Origin of the sequence: Gemmiger formicilis (assembly GCF_024462815.1) — a bacterium.
In the GTDB taxonomy this organism is placed as follows: domain Bacteria; phylum Bacillota; class Clostridia; order Oscillospirales; family Ruminococcaceae; genus Gemmiger.
The window spans coordinates 39,587-57,983 of record NZ_JANGCG010000017.1 but is presented as its reverse complement, the minus strand read 5'-3'; the positions used below and the strand labels follow the sequence as shown (position 1 = coordinate 57,983).

At 57.2% G+C, this 18,397-nt stretch carries 14 protein-coding genes and 1 tRNA gene; 4 read left to right on the top strand and 11 right to left on the bottom strand.

Features of this window, described 5'->3' with window-relative positions:
* Positions 1-7: 7 nt before the first annotated feature.
* The 6 genes from NE623_RS12285 to NE623_RS12260 all read right to left on the bottom strand — a co-directional run bounded on the left by NE623_RS12285 (position 8) and on the right by NE623_RS12260 (position 7,586).
* A tRNA-Leu gene (locus NE623_RS12285) sits at positions 8-94 on the bottom strand.
* A gap of 186 nt (positions 95-280) precedes the next feature.
* Positions 281-1,699, bottom strand: a complete 1,419-nt coding sequence (gene glgA / locus NE623_RS12280; RefSeq protein ID WP_256272836.1) for a glycogen synthase GlgA — start codon at positions 1,697-1,699, stop codon at positions 281-283.
* 157 nt (positions 1,700-1,856) lie between these two features.
* Positions 1,857-2,981, bottom strand: coding sequence for a glucose-1-phosphate adenylyltransferase subunit GlgD (glgD, locus tag NE623_RS12275; protein WP_256272837.1), 1,125 nt, complete (start codon positions 2,979-2,981; stop codon positions 1,857-1,859).
* Positions 2,975-4,198 (bottom strand): glucose-1-phosphate adenylyltransferase, encoded by a 1,224-nt coding sequence (locus NE623_RS12270; RefSeq protein ID WP_256272838.1) that lies wholly within the window; start codon positions 4,196-4,198, stop codon positions 2,975-2,977. The genes glgD and NE623_RS12270 overlap by 7 nt, the downstream gene beginning before the upstream one ends.
* 60 nt (positions 4,199-4,258) lie before the next feature.
* Positions 4,259-6,331, bottom strand: coding sequence for a 1,4-alpha-glucan branching protein GlgB (glgB, locus tag NE623_RS12265; protein WP_256272839.1), 2,073 nt, complete (start codon positions 6,329-6,331; stop codon positions 4,259-4,261).
* Positions 6,332-6,584: 253 nt separating this feature from the next.
* Positions 6,585-7,586 carry a GDSL-type esterase/lipase family protein gene (locus tag NE623_RS12260; protein WP_256272840.1) on the bottom strand — a complete coding sequence of 334 codons (1,002 nt, stop codon included), beginning with the start codon at positions 7,584-7,586 and terminating at the stop codon, positions 6,585-6,587.
* A gap of 194 nt (positions 7,587-7,780) precedes the next feature.
* On the opposite strand from NE623_RS12260, the gene NE623_RS12255 reads away from it, so the two are divergent.
* Positions 7,781-8,620 carry a DegV family protein gene (locus NE623_RS12255; RefSeq protein ID WP_256272841.1) on the top strand — a complete coding sequence of 280 codons (840 nt, stop codon included), beginning with the start codon at positions 7,781-7,783 and terminating at the stop codon, positions 8,618-8,620.
* Between the two features lie 242 nt (positions 8,621-8,862).
* On the opposite strand, the gene NE623_RS12250 is transcribed toward NE623_RS12255, so the two are convergent.
* The 3 genes from NE623_RS12250 to NE623_RS12240 all read right to left on the bottom strand — a co-directional run bounded on the left by NE623_RS12250 (position 8,863) and on the right by NE623_RS12240 (position 11,638).
* Positions 8,863-9,723 carry a LysR family transcriptional regulator gene (locus NE623_RS12250; protein ID WP_256272842.1) on the bottom strand — a complete coding sequence of 287 codons (861 nt, stop codon included), beginning with the start codon at positions 9,721-9,723 and terminating at the stop codon, positions 8,863-8,865.
* A gap of 136 nt (positions 9,724-9,859) precedes the next feature.
* Positions 9,860-10,819, bottom strand: a complete 960-nt coding sequence (locus NE623_RS12245; RefSeq protein ID WP_256272843.1) for a 3'-5' exonuclease — start codon at positions 10,817-10,819, stop codon at positions 9,860-9,862.
* A gap of 3 nt (positions 10,820-10,822) precedes the next feature.
* On the bottom strand, positions 10,823-11,638 hold the full coding sequence (locus tag NE623_RS12240; protein ID WP_256272844.1) for a Cof-type HAD-IIB family hydrolase: 816 nt from the start codon (positions 11,636-11,638) through the stop codon (positions 10,823-10,825).
* Positions 11,639-12,117: 479 nt separating this feature from the next.
* Here NE623_RS12240 and NE623_RS12235 point away from each other — a divergent pair, with 479 nt between their 5' ends.
* A complete protein-coding gene (locus NE623_RS12235) occupies positions 12,118-12,675 on the top strand; it encodes a manganese efflux pump MntP (protein ID WP_256272845.1) in 558 nt (185 codons plus the stop codon).
* Positions 12,676-12,999: 324 nt separating this feature from the next.
* Here NE623_RS12235 and clpB read toward each other — a convergent pair whose 3' ends face one another.
* Entirely contained in the window at positions 13,000-15,612 is a 2,613-nt protein-coding gene (gene clpB, locus NE623_RS12230; RefSeq protein ID WP_256272846.1) for an ATP-dependent chaperone ClpB, read from the bottom strand.
* A gap of 385 nt (positions 15,613-15,997) precedes the next feature.
* Between clpB and NE623_RS12225 the strand changes: the two genes are divergently transcribed.
* On the top strand, positions 15,998-16,279 hold the full coding sequence (locus NE623_RS12225; protein WP_256272847.1) for an autorepressor SdpR family transcription factor: 282 nt from the start codon (positions 15,998-16,000) through the stop codon (positions 16,277-16,279).
* Entirely contained in the window at positions 16,266-16,931 is a 666-nt protein-coding gene (locus NE623_RS12220) for an SdpI family protein (RefSeq protein ID WP_256272848.1), read from the top strand. Before NE623_RS12225 ends, NE623_RS12220 begins: the two co-directional genes overlap by 14 nt.
* Before the next feature lie 177 nt (positions 16,932-17,108).
* Here the strand turns inward: NE623_RS12220 and pepT are convergent, their stop codons facing one another.
* Entirely contained in the window at positions 17,109-18,323 is a 1,215-nt protein-coding gene (gene pepT / locus NE623_RS12215; RefSeq protein ID WP_256272849.1) for a peptidase T, read from the bottom strand.
* Between the last annotated feature and the right edge of the window lie 74 nt (positions 18,324-18,397).

Here is an 18,397-nt window from a genome sequence, read left to right as displayed (position 1 = left end):
TTTTGTTTGGTGCGGATGAAGGGATTTGAACCCACACTCTTTTAAGGGAACTAGAACCTGAATCTAGCGCGTCTGCCAGTTCCGCCACATCCGCATATTCTTTTCGCCGCCGTTATCTCGGCGACGTGTATTATTATAGCGGCTGGCAGAACAAATGTCAAGCGTTTTTACAGGAAAAACATTACTTTTTTCAAGCTGCGCGGTCAGCGTCAAGGGGAACCCCCACCCCGGCCATCAAAAAAGCCGGCAGGCTTCCCTGTCGGCTTGAAAAATGGGCGGTTTACCAGAGGTTGACAACCTCGTTGTAGAGGCCCTCATAGCTCTTGGCGGAGTTGGACCAGCTGAAGTCGCACTCCATGGCGCGCTTGACCAGCACGGGCCAGCCGTCCTTCTGCCAGTAGCCTTCCTTGGCACGCCAGCAGGCCTCGTACAGCTCATGGGCGTTGTAGTTGGCAAAGGTGAAGCCATTGCCATAGCCATCGCCGGAGTCACGGATGGAGTCCTTCAGGCCGCCGGTCTCGCGGATGACCGGGATAGTGCCGTAGCGGCAGGAAACCATCTGGGCCAGACCGCAGGGCTCGGAGCGGGACGGCATCAGGAAGATATCAGCACCGGCGTAAATCTGCTGTGCCAGCTTGGCATTGAAGCCGATGTAAACGCCGACACGGCCCGGGTTGCGGGCGCAGAGCTCATTGAAGTAGTTTTCATACTGGGCCTCGCCGGAGCCAAGGATAACCAGCTCAATGCCCTGCTGCAACAGGCCCTCGGCGATGGCTTGGACCAAATCAACGCCCTTATGGCCGACCAGACGGGTGACCATAGCCATAACCGGGCTGCCATCCTTGTGCAGGCCAAATTCATCCTGCAGGGCGGCCTTGCAGACAGCCTTACCCTCCTGGAAGGTCTCGGCATCATAGTTTTTGGCGATGTCGGGGTCGGTGGCGGGGTTGAACACATCCACGTCAATGCCGTTCAGAATACCGCACAGCTTATACTGCTTCTGGCGCAGCAGGCCGTCCAGACCATGGCTGAACCATGGGTTGAGAATTTCCTGTGCGTAGGTGGGGCTGACGGTGGTGACCTTATCGGCACACTCGATAGCGCCCTTCATAAAGTTGGCGCAGCCGTCATATTCCACAACATGGGCGTCGCGTGTGCCGATGCCGCAGGTGTCCTCCAGAATGTCCAGGCCGTACTTGCCCTGATAGGCAATGTTATGGATGGTGAACACCGTCTTGATGCGGCTGAATTTATCCAGATGGCGGTAGTACAGGTTCAAGTACACCGGGGTCAGCGCGGTCTGCCAGTCATTGCAGTTGATGATGTCCGGCTCAAAGTCGGTGTAGAACAGCATTTCCAGAATGGCGCGGGCAAAGAAGGCAAAGCGCTCGCCGTCATCGTAGAAGCCGTACAGGCCGCTGCGCTTGAAGTAATACTCGTTGTCGATGAAGTAGTAGACAACGCCGTCGCGCTCAGCCTTGAACAGACCGCAATACTGGCTGCGCCAGCCCACAGGCACGCTGAAGTTGGTAACATAGGTCAGCGTGTCCTTGAACTTCAAATCGCCGTACAGCGGCATAACAACGCGGGCATCAATGCCGTCGCGGACAAGTGCCTTGGGCAGGGCGCCCGCAACATCGGCCAGACCGCCGGACTTGGCAAACGGAGCAGCCTCGCTGGCTGCATACAGGATTTTCATAAGCACCTCCGTGCGAATATCATAAAAATGAGGGCGAGGGAAAAGCTCGGCTCTCCCCCGCCCTCTCATCAAAGCCGACTCCGGGGAGAGGGAGTTCGACCTCTATGAGCGTTCTTTCTCCCCTGTATCGGCGTTCGGCCGCCGATGGGGGTTCTTTTTAGACGCTGTGGTTCTTGGCAACAAACACCGGGAAGGTGTCGGTGCCGGCCAGCTTCTTGTCCTCGGTAATGTGGACGTTCTTGTCGGTCACAACGTACTCAACATTGCAGTTGGGCTCCACAACGGTATCCTGCATCAGGACGCAGTTCTTGACAACAGCGCCCTTCTTGACCTTGCAGCCGCGGAACAGGACGCAGTTTTCAACCGTGCCCTCAATGACGCAACCATCGGCCAGCAGGCTGTTCTTGACGGAGCTGCCCTCCAGATAGCGGGTGGGGTTATCGTCACGAATCTTGGTGTAGATGGGCGCGGGTCCGAACAGGGCCTCCATGCTGCCGTCCTTGAGCAGACGCATATTCTCGTCAAAGTAGCTCTTCATATCGGAGACACGGGCCACATAGCCATCAAACTTGAAGGCCTGCACATTCAGCAGCTTCAGGTTGCGGGCCAGAATGTCGCGCTCAAAGTAGACAAGGCCGCGGACAGAGGCGTCATGAATCAGGTGAATCAGGCTCTCACGCTCGATGATGTAGATGTTCATGGCGAGGTTCTGCTCACCCATACGATAATCGTTGGACAGAATCTCGGTGACGCGGCCTTCCTCATCCATACGGATGGTGTAGTTGTCACTGCGGGCACCCTCGGGAATGGGCGCACGGTTGTAGACCATCGTGACATCGGCGCCGGACTTGACGTGTGCGTCCACCAGCTTGCCGAAGTCAAAGTTCATGGCAATGTAGGAGTCAGACAGGATGACATAGCGCTCCTTCTGGGCCTCCAGCCAGTTCAGGATGCTGTCCAGCGCGTCCACACGGCCGGAGTACAGCTTGACGCTGCGCTCGGCAAAGGGAGGCACAATGTTCAGACCGCCGCGCTTGCGGGTCAAATCCCACTCACGGCCTGCGCCCAGATGGTCCATCAGGGAGTGGTAGTTCTTGCGCACAATGACAGAAACGTTGTCGATACCGGCGTTTGCCATGCTGGACAGCGTAAAGTCAATCAGGCGGTAACGTCCGCCGAACGGGATGGAGCCCATCGAGCGCTCCGCCACCAGTTCGGGAACGAGGTTATCATAGGTGTTGGCGAAAATTACGCCGAGTGCATTCACATTGTTGTTTACCATTGTTCCTCACCATCCTTTACATCGCTGGAGACCATTGCCTTGGGGCCGACCGTTGCACCCTTGCCGATGACAACGCCGGAGCCAACGGTAGCGACATCGCCGGGCTCGGCAATGTTCAGACCGCCCTCGGGCATAGCGCCCACGGTAGCGCCCTCCTCAATCGTGACGTTCTCGGCCACGATGCAGTGCTTGACGGACGCGCCGGCTTTGATAACGGTGCCGCCCATGACGACAGCCGCCTCCACGGTCGCGCCCTTCTCGACAACTGCGCCGGGGAACAGGATGGAGTTGTTGACCGTGCCGTTGACCTTGCAGCCTTCGGAAATCATCGAGTTGACGATGGTTGCATCGCTGCCAATCTGCTGGCAGGGACGGCCGGTGTTGCGGGAATAAATCTTCCAGTTTTCATCGAACAGGTTGATGCCGGAATGTTTCGGGTCGAGGACCTCCATATTGGCCTGCCACAGGCTGGAGATGGTGCCCACGTCCTTCCAATAGCCGCTGAAGTGGTAGGCGTACATACGGCGGCCATCCTTCAGCAGGTTGGGAATAACGTTCTTGCCAAAATCGTTCTCGGAGTTGGGGTCAGCCTCGTCCTCGGTCAGGTACTTCTTCAGAATATCCCAGTTGAAGATGTAGATACCCATGGAAGCCAGATTGGACTTCGGCTCCTTCGGCTTCTCCTGGAAGGCGTTGATGCGGTCATCCTCATCAGTGACCATCAGGCCGAAGCGGGAAGCCTCACTCCATGGCACCTCCATAACGGCAACGGAGAATTCTGCGTTCTTCTCCTTGTGGAAGCGCAGGAAGTCAGAGTAATCCTGCTTGCAAATCTGGTCGCCGGACAGGATGATGACATACTTGGGGTCATAGCGGTCGATGAAGGAAATATTCTGGTAAATGGCGTTGGCCGTGCCCTTGTACCAGTCAGAGCCGGAGGCCTGCTGATACGGCGGCAAGACATGGACACCGCCATGCAGGCGGTCCAGGTCCCACGGCTGGCCGTTGCCGATATACTCGTTCAAGACGAGGGGCTGGTACTGGGTCAGGATGCCCACGGTATCAATGTCAGAGTTGACACAGTTGGACAGCGGGAAGTCGATGATACGATACTTTCCGCCAAACGGAACTGCCGGCTTGGCGAGCTTTTGGGTCAGCGCATACAGACGCGAGCCCTGGCCGCCTGCCAGGATCATTGCGATCATTTCTTTAGCCATAAGATTTCTCCCCTTAAAATTTCGGCGCAATGCCGTTTTTTAGCATATATCCAAACACGGTCAGACCGTAGCTTTGGCTTTGGGTGGGCGTCCCCGGCGTTTGGGGGCGGCGTCCGTCTGGGCCTGTGCAGCAGGGGCAACGGCCTTGGCGGGCTTTGCCGCCCGTTTGGCGGCGGGTTTTGCGGCCTCCTTGGCCTCTGCCTTGGGCTTTTCAGCCCGGGGCTTGCGGGCAGATGGCACGCTGAAATACAGCGTGGACAGCGGCGGCAGCGTCACAGCGATATGCTGGTTGAAGCCGTGCATCGGGCCCTTGACGCTCTTGACGGTGCCGTTGGTGACGCCGGAGCCGCCGTATTCCTTCGCATCGGAATTAAGGATTTCCTTGTAGCTGCCGGGGTTCGGCACGCCCATCTCATAATCCTTGCGGAGCACCGGGTTGAAGTTGCAGACCACCAGCACCATCTTGCCGGCCGCATCGCGGCGCAGGAAGGCGATGACACTCTGCTTGCTGTCATCGGGCACAATCCACTGGAAGCCCTCCCAGCTGTAATCCACCTGCCACAGGGCAGGCGTATCGCGGTAGAAGTGGTTCAGCGCCTTGACATAGCTCTGCAGCTCACGGTGCTTGTCGTAGCCCAGCAGCATCCAGTCCAGCTGCTTCTTCTCGTCCCACTCAATGAATTGGCCGAAGTCCTGCCCCATAAAGAGCAGCTTTTTGCCGGGGTGGGCCATCATATAGCCGAAGAAGGTGCGCAGGTTCGCGAACTTTTCCTCGTAATCGCCGGGCATCTTGTTCAGCAGGCTGCACTTGCCGTGCACAACCTCATCATGGCTGATGGGCAGGACAAAATTCTCGCTGAAGGCATAGAAGAAGCTGAAGGTGACCTTGCCATGGTTGCCGGCGCGGAACAGCGGGTCGGTTTTCATGTAGCTGAGCATATCGTTCATCCAGCCCATGTTCCACTTGAAGTTGAAGCCCAGGCCGCCATCCGCTGCAGGCTTTGTGACCAGCGGCCATGCGGTGGATTCCTCGGCAATCATCATTTTATGGGGATACCGGCCCAGAATGGCGGTATTCAGCTTCTGCAGGAAGGCGATTGCCTCCAGATTTTCCTTGCCGCCTTTGACGTTCTGTTCCCACTCGCCGTCCTTGCGGTTGTAGTCAAGGTAGAGCATACTGGCCACAGCATCCACGCGCAGACCGTCAATGTGGTAGCGATCCACCCAGAACATGGCGCTGGAAATCAGGAAGCTCTCGACCTCCTTCATGCCGTAGTTAAAGACCATGGTACCCCATTCCTTATGCTCACCGCGGCGGGGGTTGGGGTCCTCATAGCAGGGCGCGCCGTCAAACATATACAGGCCGTAGGCATCCTTCGGGAAGTGGGCGGGAACCCAGTCCAGAATAACGCCGATGCCCGCCTGATGGAGCTTATCCACAAAGGCCATAAAGTCCTTGGGCGTGCCGTAGCGGCTGGTGGGGGCAAAGTAGCCGGTAACCTGATAGCCCCAGCTGCCGTCAAAGGGAAATTCAGTGATGGGCAGCAGCTCCACATGGGTGTAGCCCATCTCTTTAATGTACGGAATCAGCTCGTCGGCCAGCTCGGCGTAGCTGTAGGGCACACCGTTTTCGGGGTCCTTCATCTTCCAGCTGCCGGCCTGCAGCTCATAGATGGACATCGGGCTGTTGATGACATCCCGCTTGTCCTCCTCCTTGACCCATGCGGCATCGCCCCATATGTAGCCCTCAATATCATAGACCTTGCTGCCGTTGGAGGGGCGGGTCTCGGTATGGAAGGCATAGGGGTCGGCCTTGTAGACCAGCTCATCCGCCGGGGTTGTGATGCAATATTTGTAGACATCAAACTGCTTGATGCCGGGCACAAAGCGTTCCCAGATACCGTCCGTCAGCTTTTCCATCGGGTGCTCGCCGGGTGTCCAGCTGTTGAAGTCACCCACAATGGAGACGGCCTTGGCGTGCGGTGCCCACACACGGAACACAGCACCAGCCTCGCCGTTCTGTTCACACAGGTGCGCACCGAAAAAGCGATAGGCCTCCTGATTATTGCCCTGCTTGAACAGGTAGATGGGCAGATCGGAGCTATTTGGCGTTTCTTTGCGCTGTTTCAACATAATCTCCCCTTTTGAGTAGCAGTGCGCCGGGTACAGTGCACCGACTCTGTATAATCTCTATACCTATATTACCTGTTTCTTATGCGAATTTCAAGGTCTTTTGTGTAATATTCTGCTAAAATTTTCGTATGTTACCTGCCTGATTTGTACAACTTCGACATAAATCGAGTGTTTTTTCGTACAGCTGCATAAAAAAAGTCCCCTGCAAGGTACTTTTTACACCTTGCGGGGGATTTGTGTAATGCAGCCGGTTTTATGCGCCGTAAATATAATAGGGGTTCTCGCCGCTGTAAACGCTGCGGCGGTTCCACACCGTGTGGGTGGCCAGATACTCGGCCCATGCGCGGTAGCCCGCGGCGTTGAAATGCACGCCGTCCTTGGTGGCATAGTCATCAATCTGGCTGCCGTCCGCGGGGTTGGTCAGTGCCTCGCGGATGTTGATGTAGTAGCAGCCCTTGCGCAGTGCCATATTGGCCAGCAGGTCATTGGCCGTTGCAATGCGGGTGTTGTCCAGCCCGGGCTTGGAGTCCACAACGTCCTCCTGCACACCGGGGATGGCCTGAATATAGATAATCACACCCGGGTTCAGTTGCTCGCGCAGCATATCAATCAGGCGCTCATAGTAAGCGATAAAGCTCTCCTCGCTGCCCTGCACCACCAGATTGTTGGTGCCGACAAGGATATACAGGTAGTCCGGCTGGCTGGCCGCGATGGTCTCCATCGGGGTTTCGGTCGCGCCGGTCACGGCGTTCTTGACGCTGACATTATTGACGAAGGTCTGCACGCCCGCGCTGACGTAGGTGGCATAGTGGGCGTTGTGGTAGCCGGTGTCATAGATGCCAAGGCCGGAAGCAATGCTGTCCCCGGCAAAGGTGACCGTGTCAAAATAGCTGTTGGTCACAGTGCCCAGCATCGGCACCGCCACCATACGGTGGTCGGTGTTGAGGTATTCCGTGTCAATGGTGGCGGGCACCGCCTCGCTTTTATCCCATGCGGCGGTATCCACATTGGGCAGGATGCGCTGCGGCTCGGCGGCGGTCTCCTGCGCGGGGGCCGGGGTCTCGGTGGGGGCAGCGGTAGGCTCCTGAGTGGGCGCGGGGGTTGTTGCCGGAGCGGCAGCTGTCTCGCCGCGGCCAAACCAGAACAGCCCGACTGCGGCGCAGAGCAGTGCCAGAATCACAGTCAGCGCCAGAAATATTTTGCGCCTGCGGCGTTTGCCCGCAACCTCATTGCGATAGGTATAAAAATCAGCCATACAAGCTCCAATTCTTTCTTCATAAAATCTAGTCCTACATATTATACGCCGGAATCCGTGCGGGTACAAGTGCCCGTGAAAATGTTTTACAACTTTTTAAGGACAGAAAAATAAACTTGACGCATCTGCGCCGCGCACCTATAATATAGGTAAGAATATCGTGACTATCTATCACAGAACGGAGGTCCTGCCACATGGCATGGATGATTGTATCCGATAGCTCCTGCGAAATCCGTGAGCTTGCGCATCCCGCACCCGGCGTGCAGTTTGCCCTTGTACCGTTTAAAATCCGCGTTGGCGAGCGCGAGTACGTGGATCTTGCCACCCTGAACACCCAGCAGATGCTGCAGGCCATGACCGACTATAACGGTGCCAGCACCACCGCCTGCCCCAGCCCCGAGGAGTGGGCCGAGTATTTCCTGCAGGCGGACAATGTGTTTGCCTTTACCATCAGCAGCAACCTCTCCGGCAGCTACAACGCCGCTATGGCCGCCCGCGCAATGGTGCTGGAGGAACACCCCGAAAAGAAGATTTTTGTGCTGGACACGCTCAGCTGCTCCGGCGCGCTGGCCGGTGCAGCCGAGCTTGCTAACAAGCTGATTGGCGAGAACCAGACCTTTGACGATATCTGCTTTGCGCTGAAAAAGTTTGCCGAGAGCACCCATATCCTGTTTGCTCTGGCGAGCTTTGACAATCTGGCCAAAAACGGCCGTGTCAGCAAAGTGGTGGGCTTTATTGCGGGCCGCCTGAATATGCGCGTGCTGGGCCGCCGCACGCAAGACGGCAAGATTGATTTCTACTTCAAGACCCGCGGTGAAACCCGCGTGCTGGCGAAGATTCTGGAGCAGATGGACGAGGACGGCTATGACGGCGTGCACCCGGTGCTTATCAGTGAGTGCGGCAACCAGACCGCCGCCCAGCTGCTACACCACGGCATTGAGGCCAAGTGGCCCGGTGCCCCGGTGTGTATTGTCCCCTGCTCCGGCCTGTGCAGCTTCTACGCGCAGGACCAGGGCATTATCATCACCTACTGACCCCTATGCAAAGTACAGCCGCCGCGCAGGAAAAATGCGCGGCGGCTGTTGTTGTAAGAGGGCAAGAACAGGCTGCAACCCGGGTACGCACTGCCTTTTTTGCTGCACCGTAGGGGCCGGGCACGCCCGGGGCCGTCGAGGACGCCGCCCCCCTACAAAATGTACCCGCAAGCGTCATCTGCCCGCAGGCTTTCGGCGGGGTGGAGTCACCCCGCCCTACGTATAGTCCATAAGCATTGTGTTTATTCCGGCAGGCGGGATTTTACAAATTCCAGAAATGCCTGTGCGGCGGGGGCGAGGTTTTCGCCGCAGGCAAGGCCGATTTCCATCAGCTGGGGCGGGTTCATCGGGCACTCAACAACACCGGGATAGCCGTGCTGGTGGTTGATGGCGTTATTGACGCTGATACCCAGCCCTGCAGACACCATAGCGTAGGTGGCGGTGATGTCCATTGTGGAATAGCTTGTGTTGGGCTTGGTTTTCAGCTTGTCAAACAGCAGGGTGATGTCGGTCTCCATACCGGGGTAGCTCTCAATAAACGGCTCAGTTTTCATGCGCTGCACCGGCACGGCGTCCAGCGCGGCCAGCGGATGGCTTTTCGGCAGCAAAACCAGCAGCTCATCCTGGCGGATGGGCAGCCACACCGGCATGGCGCTGCGGCGGCTGATCAAACAAAAATCCGTGCGGTGATCCAGCAACATTTCCGCCAGTTCACTGCTTGTGCCGTTGACGATTTTCACCGCCACACCGGGGTGGCGCGTGCGGAAGGCCGCCGTCATACAGGTGACCCACTCATAATAGCAGTTGTACGCCGTGCCAATGACAATCGTGCCGCAGTCTGCGCCGCGCACCTTGGCCGCGGTCTGCTCCAGCCGTTCCTGTGCAAACAGCAGCTCCCGCACAGCGGGCAGAAGCTGGCGGCACTCCTCGGTGGGCTGCACGCCGCTTTTTGCACGGTACAGCAGCGAAAATCCAAGTTCTTTTTCCAGCGTTGCCACACTGCGGCTGATGCCGGAAACGGTGACATCCATCTCATCCGCCGCCGCACGCAGACTGCCGCGGTCGATTGCCTTCAATAATATCTGCCAGCGCTCTGTGTCCATTCTTGCACCTCGTGTTGCTTCCGTTGCAATTTTGTAAAAAATGTGTTTCGCTTTTCTCAATCATAGTGCAGAACCGCCTGTTTGTCAAGGGCAGAAACAAAAAAGTCTCCTTCTTCATCAGAAGGAGACCTCAAACTCATTCTCTTGTGCCGCGTTCCTGCTTGCGCTTTGTGCGCTCCAGCAGGGCGGCCTTCTGCTTATCCCAGCGGGCGTCGGCTTCGGGGGTGGCGAGGTCGATGCAGCGGGCAAAACTCCAATGCAGTCCGTCGCGGCGGCTCAGCTTGAAGCGCAGATAGAAGTGCCCGCAGTAGGGGCAGGTGCTGCGGGTAAAGTACCCGGTGTTGCCGCGCTTGAGCCAGACCTCATCATTCTGCAGCGGTGCGCCGCACTCCGGGCAGGCCGCCTGATACAATGTCGGCACATTGCGGTAATCGTCATGCTCCATGCGGTTCATAAACAGCTGCACATCGCGGCCCACGCGCTCCGCGCCCAGCAGTGCCTCGGTCAGCAGCTCCTCCTCAGTGGGGTAGGTTGCCAGCCCTTCCGCCAATGGCAGCTTGCGGCAGATTTTTGCCGTGTAGAGCGCATCATCCAGCGCGTTGTGGAACGGCTCCTCCTTTGGGATACCCAGCCGGTCGACCACGCTTTCCAGCGTCAGGCCCTCGCCCTCCTTGCGGGGGTAGGCCTGCAAAAAGATGCGCTGCAAATCGTACCAGCGGTTCGGCCAGCTCTCATCCAGCCCGACCAGAAACAGGTTCTGCTTGAGCACCGGCACATCGTCCAGCCCCCACTCTGCCAGCTCGGCATCTTCCCCCGCCCAGTCCAGAAACTTCTGCAAGCCCTCCCGCATGGGCAGGCCCGCGTCCAAGTCGCCCTGAGACAGACCCGTAACCTTGGCGATATGGTGCTGCAATTTTCGGAAAATGCGCGGCCGGAGATTGACCTCAAAGGTATCCAGCACATCGCCGCGCTCATTGATACGTGCCGCGCCGATTTGAATAATTTCACCGCGCAGCGTCAATTCCGTACCGTGATATAGGAAGGTTTTCGGCTGGTAGCCGATGTTCCATTCCAAATCGAAAACAATCAGGTTCACAGGTTAAATCTCCTCTAAAATAAACTTTTCCACGGCCAGCCCCACGCCGTCATGGTCATTGTCGGCGGTCAGGTAGTCCGCAGCCGCAATAACCGGCGGCTGCGCGTTGCCCATAGCCACGCCCATACCGGCCAGCTGTATCATCGGCAAATCGTTCCAGCCGTCACCGCAGGCCATCAGGTTGGCGGCGGTCAGCCCCTTGGCGCGCAGCAGCATCTCCAGCGAGGTATCCTTGCCGACACCCACCGGCATTGTCTCAATGAAAAACGGCTGGCTGCGGCAGATGGAGAGCTTGCCCGCAAATTCCTGCTGCATCAGCTCCTCCACATGGGGCATATCGGCGGGGTCGCCGGTCAGCAGCAGCTTGTTGATGGGGTAGGTCACCTCAGCGGGCAGGTTTTCGACCCGGCGCACCGGGATTTTGTTGATGCGGGCCTCCTCCTGCACGTAGGGGCTGTCCGGGTTCTCGGTCACAATGCCGTTCTTGTCATAGGTCAGCGGCACAATGTTCCAGTAGCGGCTGAAAGTGCAGACCGGCTCAATCAAATCCACCGGGAAGGCGTGCTGTACAAGGGTCTGCCCGGTTTTGCAGTCGATGATTTTGCCGCCGTTATAGCTCAGAATACAGCCGCCGTATTTTTCCAGTTCCAGCTCTTTGGCCAGCGGCTCAATGCCGACGGTAGGCCGCCCGCTGGCCAGCACGATGCAGACGCCCCGCTGTGCCGCCTTCTGCAGCGCAGCCTTTGTGCGCGGCGTGATGATTTTATCGGTGTTGGTCAGCGTCCCATCCAGATCGAGCGCCAGAACTTTATACTGCATTGGTGATTCCCCCGCGGTGAAGATTTGTGGCAACACCGCATAATTCTAAGTGCCGATACGGCGAGCGAGAAGTACAAGCTGCTAAGCAAAAAGCGCAGATAATACTGGTATGTATTATCGAGCATTTTTGCAACGCAGATTGTGCTTTGTAGCCGCAGTAGCGGTGCTTAAGCCGTCAGGCGCGAATTGTGCGGTATTGCCTTGCGTATATTGTACTCTAAAATGGCGGATTATGCAAGAAGCGCTTGTAAAGAGGGCTGCAAATTAGCTATTTCTAACGTATTGACAAACATTCCCGGCTATGGTACACTGCTGAAAGCAATAAGGGAGTAGTCAGCGCGGGGTGGAGCAGCCGCCGCGCAGTTCTGCCAACACAATGAGCCTTGCGGCTCTGGCTTTACTTTAAAAGACGAGACTTATCTGCCCGTAAACGGGGCAGATAGGTCTTTTTTTATTCCCTGAAAACGGAGGAAAAAATCATGACTTTGTTTGACCTGATTCTGATTGCCATCAGTCTTTCTATGGATGCCTTCGCGGTTTCCATCTGCAAGGGGCTGTCCGTGCGCAAGGTCAGCCTGTCCCACGCGCTGATCTGCGGCGTCTGGTTCGGCGGCTTCCAGTTTTTGATGCCCACGCTGGGGTATTTTCTGGGCGACCGCTTTGCCGTGGTGCTGACGAAATTCGGCCCCTGGATTGCCTTTGTGCTGCTGGCGCTCATCGGCACCAACATGGTCAAGGAGAGCTTTGGCGGGGATGAGCAGCTTGACGATGACTATTCCGCAAAGGCCATGCTGCCGCTGGCAGTGGCCACCAGCATTGACGCCTTTGCCGTTGGCGTCAGCTTTGCCGCCATGCAGGTGGATATCCTGCCTGCTGCCTGGCTTATCGGCATCATCACCTGCCTGCTGTCCGCTGTCGGCGTCAAGGTGGGCGCGATGTTCGGTGACAAATACCGCGCCCCCGCTGAGCGCATCGGCGGCATTGTGCTGATTCTAATTGGCGTGAAAACCCTGCTGTCCGGGCTGGGGGTTTTGTAAGGTTTTAACCCTCGCCCTGTGGGGGCCCGGTGGGTTCCCGCAAGCTGAAGTTTCCTATTTGGTTGTAGGGGCCGCACATAGGCAGCCCGTGGGCTGCCCGGCAAACGACATTTACCGGGCAGCCACCCGGGGCGTTGGGGACGCCGCCCCCTACAAATATACCGCAGGCGTCATCTGTCCGCAGGCTTTCGGTGGGGTGAGGTCACCCCGCCCTACGCATAACCTATAAAACGTTACACCGCAGGGGCCATTTTACGCAAAAAAGCTCCGCACTGCACGGAAACATTTTCCGTACAGCGCGGAGCTTACTTTATATTATGTGTGTCAACGCAGCACCAGTTGGCCGTTGGCATCTGCGTCCACGGTCAGGGTGTCCCCTGCCGCGTGGGAGCCGCCGATGATTTCCTTGGCGATCATCGTCTCAACATGGGCCTGAATATAACGCTTCAGCGGGCGTGCACCGTAGATGGGGTCATAGCCGCCGTCAATGATGGCGTTCTTGGCTGCATCGGTGACAACCAGCTTCAGCTGCTTGTCGGCCAGACGCTTGCGCAAATCGCCCAGCATCAGGTCCACGATGGAGCCAATCTCGGTCTTGGTCAGGCTCTTGTAGTATACGATGTCATCCAGACGGTTGAGGAACTCCGGACGGAACTGCCGCTTGAGCAGCTGGTCGATGGCGTTCTTAGCCTCATCGGACAGCTCATTCTTGCCGTTGGCACGGCTCTTTTCCAAATCCTCCAGAATCAGGTCGGAGCCGAGGTTGGAGGTCAGGATGATGACGGTGTTCTTGAAGTCCACCGTGCGGCCCTGACTGTCGGTGATGCGGCCATCGTCCAGCACCTGCAGCAGGATGTTAAAGACATCGGGATGTGCTTTTTCGACCTCATCGAAAAGCACAACGCTGTAGGGGTGGCGGCGCACAGCCTCAGTCAGCTGACCACCCTCCTCATAGCCGACATATCCCGGAGGCGCACCAATCAGACGAGATACACTGAATTTCTCCATGTACTCGGTCATATCAATGCGGACCATATTCTTTTCATCGTCAAACAGAGCCTGCGCCAGCGCCTTGGCCAGCTCGGTCTTGCCGACACCCGTGGGGCCGAGGAACAGGAAGCTGCCGATGGGGCGGTTCGGGTTGGCGATACCGGCGCGGGAGCGCAGGATAGCGTCCGAAACCTTCTGCACAGCCTCGTCCTGACCAATCACACGCTGATGCAGCGTCTCCGGCAGGCGCAGCAGCTTCTCGCGCTCACCCTCGACCAGCTTGGAGACCGGGATACCGGTCCAGCGGGCCACAATGCGGGCAATCTCATCGTCGGTCACGCGGTCACGCAGCAGGCTGGATTCCTTCTTTTCCTCGGCGATTTTCTCCTCCTCCTCCAGCTGCTTCTGCAGGGTGGGCAGCTTGCCGTACTGCAGCTCGCCGGCCTTTGCGTAATCGCCGGTGCGGGTGGCCCTCTCAATTTCGGCCTTGGTGGATTCCACCTCAGCGCGCAGGCTCTGCACCTTGTTCACGGCGTTTTTCTCGTTTTCCCACTGTGCCTTCTTGCTGTTGAAGCTGTCGCGCAGCTCGGCCATTTCCTTTTCAAGGGCGGCCAGGCGCTGCTTGGAGAGCTCATCGGTTTCCTTCTTTAACGAGGCTTCCTCGATTTGCAGCTGGGTGATGCGGTGGTTCATCTCGTCCAGTTCGGCGGGCATGGAGTCCAGCTCGGTCTTGACCATTGCGCAGGCTTCATCCACCAGGTCGATGGCCTTATCCGGCAGGAAACGGTCGGTAATATACCGGTCGGACAGCGTTGCCGCGGCAATCAGGGCCGCGTCCTGAATCTTGACGCCATGATAAACCTCATAGCGTTCCTTCAGACCACGCAAGATGGAGATGGTGTCCTCCACCGTAGGCTCATTGACCATAACGGGCTGGAAACGGCGCTCCAGCGCGGGATCCTTCTCGATATATTCGCGGTACTCGTCAAGGGTTGTTGCGCCGATGCAGTGCAGCTCGCCGCGGGCCAGCATAGGCTTGAGCAGGTTGCCGGCATCCATCGCGCCGTCGGTCTTGCCCGCACCCACGATGGTGTGCAGCTCATCAATGAAGAGGATGATTTTGCCTTCCGACTTTTTGACCTCGTTCAGAACGCTCTTCAGACGTTCCTCAAACTCGCCGCGGTACTTAGCGCCTGCGACCAGTGCACCCATATCCAGACTGAACACGGTGCGATTCTTCAGGTTTTCCGGCACATCACCGCGCACGATACGCTGTGCCAGTCCTTCGGCGATGGCGGTCTTGCCGACACCGGCCTCACCAATCAACACAGGGTTGTTCTTGCGCTTACGGCTCAGAATGCGGATAACGTTGCGAATCTCGCTGTCACGGCCGATAACCGGGTCCAGCTTGTTGGCGCGGGCCATCTCCACAAGGTCCTGACCGTACTTTTTCAGCGCGTTGTAGGTGTCCTCCGGGTTATCACTCGTCACCCTTTGATTGCCACGCACCGCACTGAGGGTCTGCATAAATTTCTCGGTTGTGATGCCAAAAGCCTTGAATATTTCGCTGGCAGCCTTACCCGGGCGCTGCAAAATCCCCAGGAAAACGTGCTCCACGCTGATATATTCATCCTTCATCTGCTTGGCCTGCTGCTCCGCTGCATTGAGGGCGCGGTCGAGGTCATTGGAGATGTAGATCTTCTCCGGGTCGCGGCCGGAGCCGGTCACGCGGGGCAGTGCCTCCACCTTCTGCAAAGCCGCTTGCGCAAAGGCGTTCGGGTCGGTGCCCATGGTTTGCAGCATCTGCGAAATCAGACCATCCTGCTGCTGGGCCAGTGCGGCCAGCAGGTGCTCCTGCTCCACTGCGTTGTTGGAATATTCCACCGCGATGCGCTGTGCAGCCTGCAGGGCCTCGCGGGTTTTCTGTGTCATTTGTTCGATGTTCATAGTGCGTACCTCCTTATTGCAGATATCGCATTGTTCTGGCAGTCTCACAGATAGATTGCTTGCGGTGCATCCGTTATAAACTGCATTTTGCAATTTATGCGCGCCGCTATTTTATTAGCACTCTATCTGTTAGACTGCTAATATTGTAGCACATTCTCATACCTTGTCAATAGGAAAATTGCAAACAATTTGTGAAATCGCGGATAAAAATATTGGAAAAATATGGCTGAGCAGGCAGAGAAGGCAGAAAAGTGGTAAAGTAATAATTAGATATTTTTCTAAATATCTATTGACAACCGCACACAGCCGGGCTATACTAAGGGCGTAGGTAATTAGACATTTATCTAATTATCCCATACCCCTGTACGCAGAAAGTGAGGTTTTTATGGGGGACGCATTCAAAGCGCTGGCCGACCCGACACGGCGGCGCATTTTAGAGCTGCTTGCGCAGGGCGATCTGACTGCCGGGGAGATCGCCGCCCATTTTGAGATGACAAAGCCGTCCGTCAGCCACCACCTGAACATTTTAAAAAGCGCAGGCCTTATCACCGATGAACGCCGCGGCCAGAACATTGTCTACAGTGTGAATCTGACCGTGTTTCAAGAGCTGATGAAGTGGTTTTGCGACTGCGGCCTTGTAGGAGGAAGCAACGATGAAAAAGAATAAGCTGTTTTGGATTTTAACCGTAGGCTGCGTGCTGAATTTTGCCGCGCACCTGTACTTCTACCCTTCCCTGCCGGATATTGTCCCCACCCACTGGGGCGCGAACGGTCAGGTCAACGGCTGGGGGCCGAAGTCCACCATTTTAATTCTGGCCGCCCTTCCGTTTGCAATGCTTGTTATGTTCGAGGTCATCCGCAAAATCGACCCCAAGCACCAGAATTTTGAGAAATTCGGCAAGGTGTGGAATCTGTTTGTGGTACTGTTCACCGTAATGATGGCCATGTTCAGCTGGCTGAGTGAATTGGCCGTGTTCGGCAAGCTGCCGGACAACAGCAGCCTCATCGGCATTCTCGTCTGCGGCGGCATCGGCGTGCTGTTCATTATTTTGGGGAACTTTATGCCGCAGGTCAAGCAGAACTACACCTTTGGCTGCCGCACGCCGTGGGCGCTGAACGATGAGCACAACTGGCAGCGTACCCAGCGCATGGGCGGGTATACCTTTGTTATCATGGGCATCTCGCTTTTGGTGATCGCGTTCCTGGGCGGCCTGCTGGGTGACACCGGGTGTATGATTCTGCTGCTTGTTGCCGTTTTCGGCGGCACAGCCTGGATCTACCTGTACTCATATCTTGTGTATATCGGGAAGATGAAGTAAAATCCAAAGCCTTCCCCCGTGGGGGACGCCATACAATCAAACAGCCCGCATCTCGTCGGAGGTGCGGGCTGTGATTTTTCAAGCTATGTAAGGGTCTGCAGTGCGCACCGGTAAAAACTCCTCGTCAGCAGGAAGTTTTCCGGTGTGCCGGAAGTACCGGCCAATCCGTGCTGCGCTTTATTTATATAACTCGACCAGATTCAGCAGGATTTCAACACCATGGTCCATCTTTTCCGCCGTGATGCACTCACACGGACCATGGAAGTTGAAGCCGCCGGTTCCCAGGTTCGGGCAGGGCAGGCCCATATAGCTCAGGGTTGCGCCGTCGGTGCCGCCGCGGACCGGGGTCTCGATGGGCTCCAGCCCGGCTGCCTTGATGGCCTTGCGGGCATTTTCAACCAGATGGAAGTGGGGCTGAATCTTTTCCAACATATTATAATAGCTGTCCTTGATGTCCAGTTCGACCGTGCCTGCGCCGTAGCGGTCGTTCAAGCAGTCGGCAATGTGCTGCATCTGCGCCTTGCGGGCGGCAAACTTGGCGGCATCGTGGTCACGCACGATGTAGCCGAGATGCGCCGTGGTTACATCGCCCTGCATACTGGTCAGGTGGAAGAAGCCCTCGCGGCCCTCGGTGTGCTCCGGGCGGGAGAAGGCAGGCAGGGCGGCGTGGAATTCCATCGCCACGTTCTGGGCGTTGATCATCGTGTTCTTGGCGCTGCCGGGGTGGACGCTGAAGCCGTGCACCGTCACCACCGCTGCCGCGGCGTTGAAGTTCTCATAGCTGATTTCGCCGACGTCCTCGCCGTCCACGGTGTAGGCGTAGGCCGCACCGAAGCCGGGCACATCAAACAGGCTGGCACCCTCGCCGATTTCCTCATCCGGCGTGAAGCCGATGCAGAGCTTACCATGGGGGCGGTTCTCGGAGATGATGCGCTCGAGCGCGGTCATAATCTCGGCCACGCCGGCCTTATCGTCCGCACCCAGCAGCGTGGAGCCGTCAGTAGTGATGAGGGTCTGGCCCTTCATCTCCTTCAGGAAAGGGAAAACCTCGGGGTCCAGCACCGTGCCGGTGGCGGGCAGCGTGACCGCGCCGCCGTCATAGTTTTCGTGAATCTGCGGCTGCACATTCTCGCCGCTGGCATCATCCGCCGTGTCCATATGGGCGATGAAGCCCAGCGGCTTGGCGCTCTCCTGCCCCGGGGTGGCGGGCAGCGTAGCATAGACATAGCAGTGCTCATCAACATGGGCATCCGCCAGGCCCAGTGCCTTCAGCTCGTCCACCAGAATTTTGGCAAGGTCAAACTGGCGCAGCGTGCTGGGGTGGGTGCCGCTGTTGGGGTCAGAGGTCGTGTGGACCTTTACATAGTTTAACAGTCTTTCATAGGCGCGCATAGGGCGTAATCCTCCTTTAAAAAATAAAAAACATTCGGCAGAGCGCCGACATCTTGATTTCTTTGCCATTATAC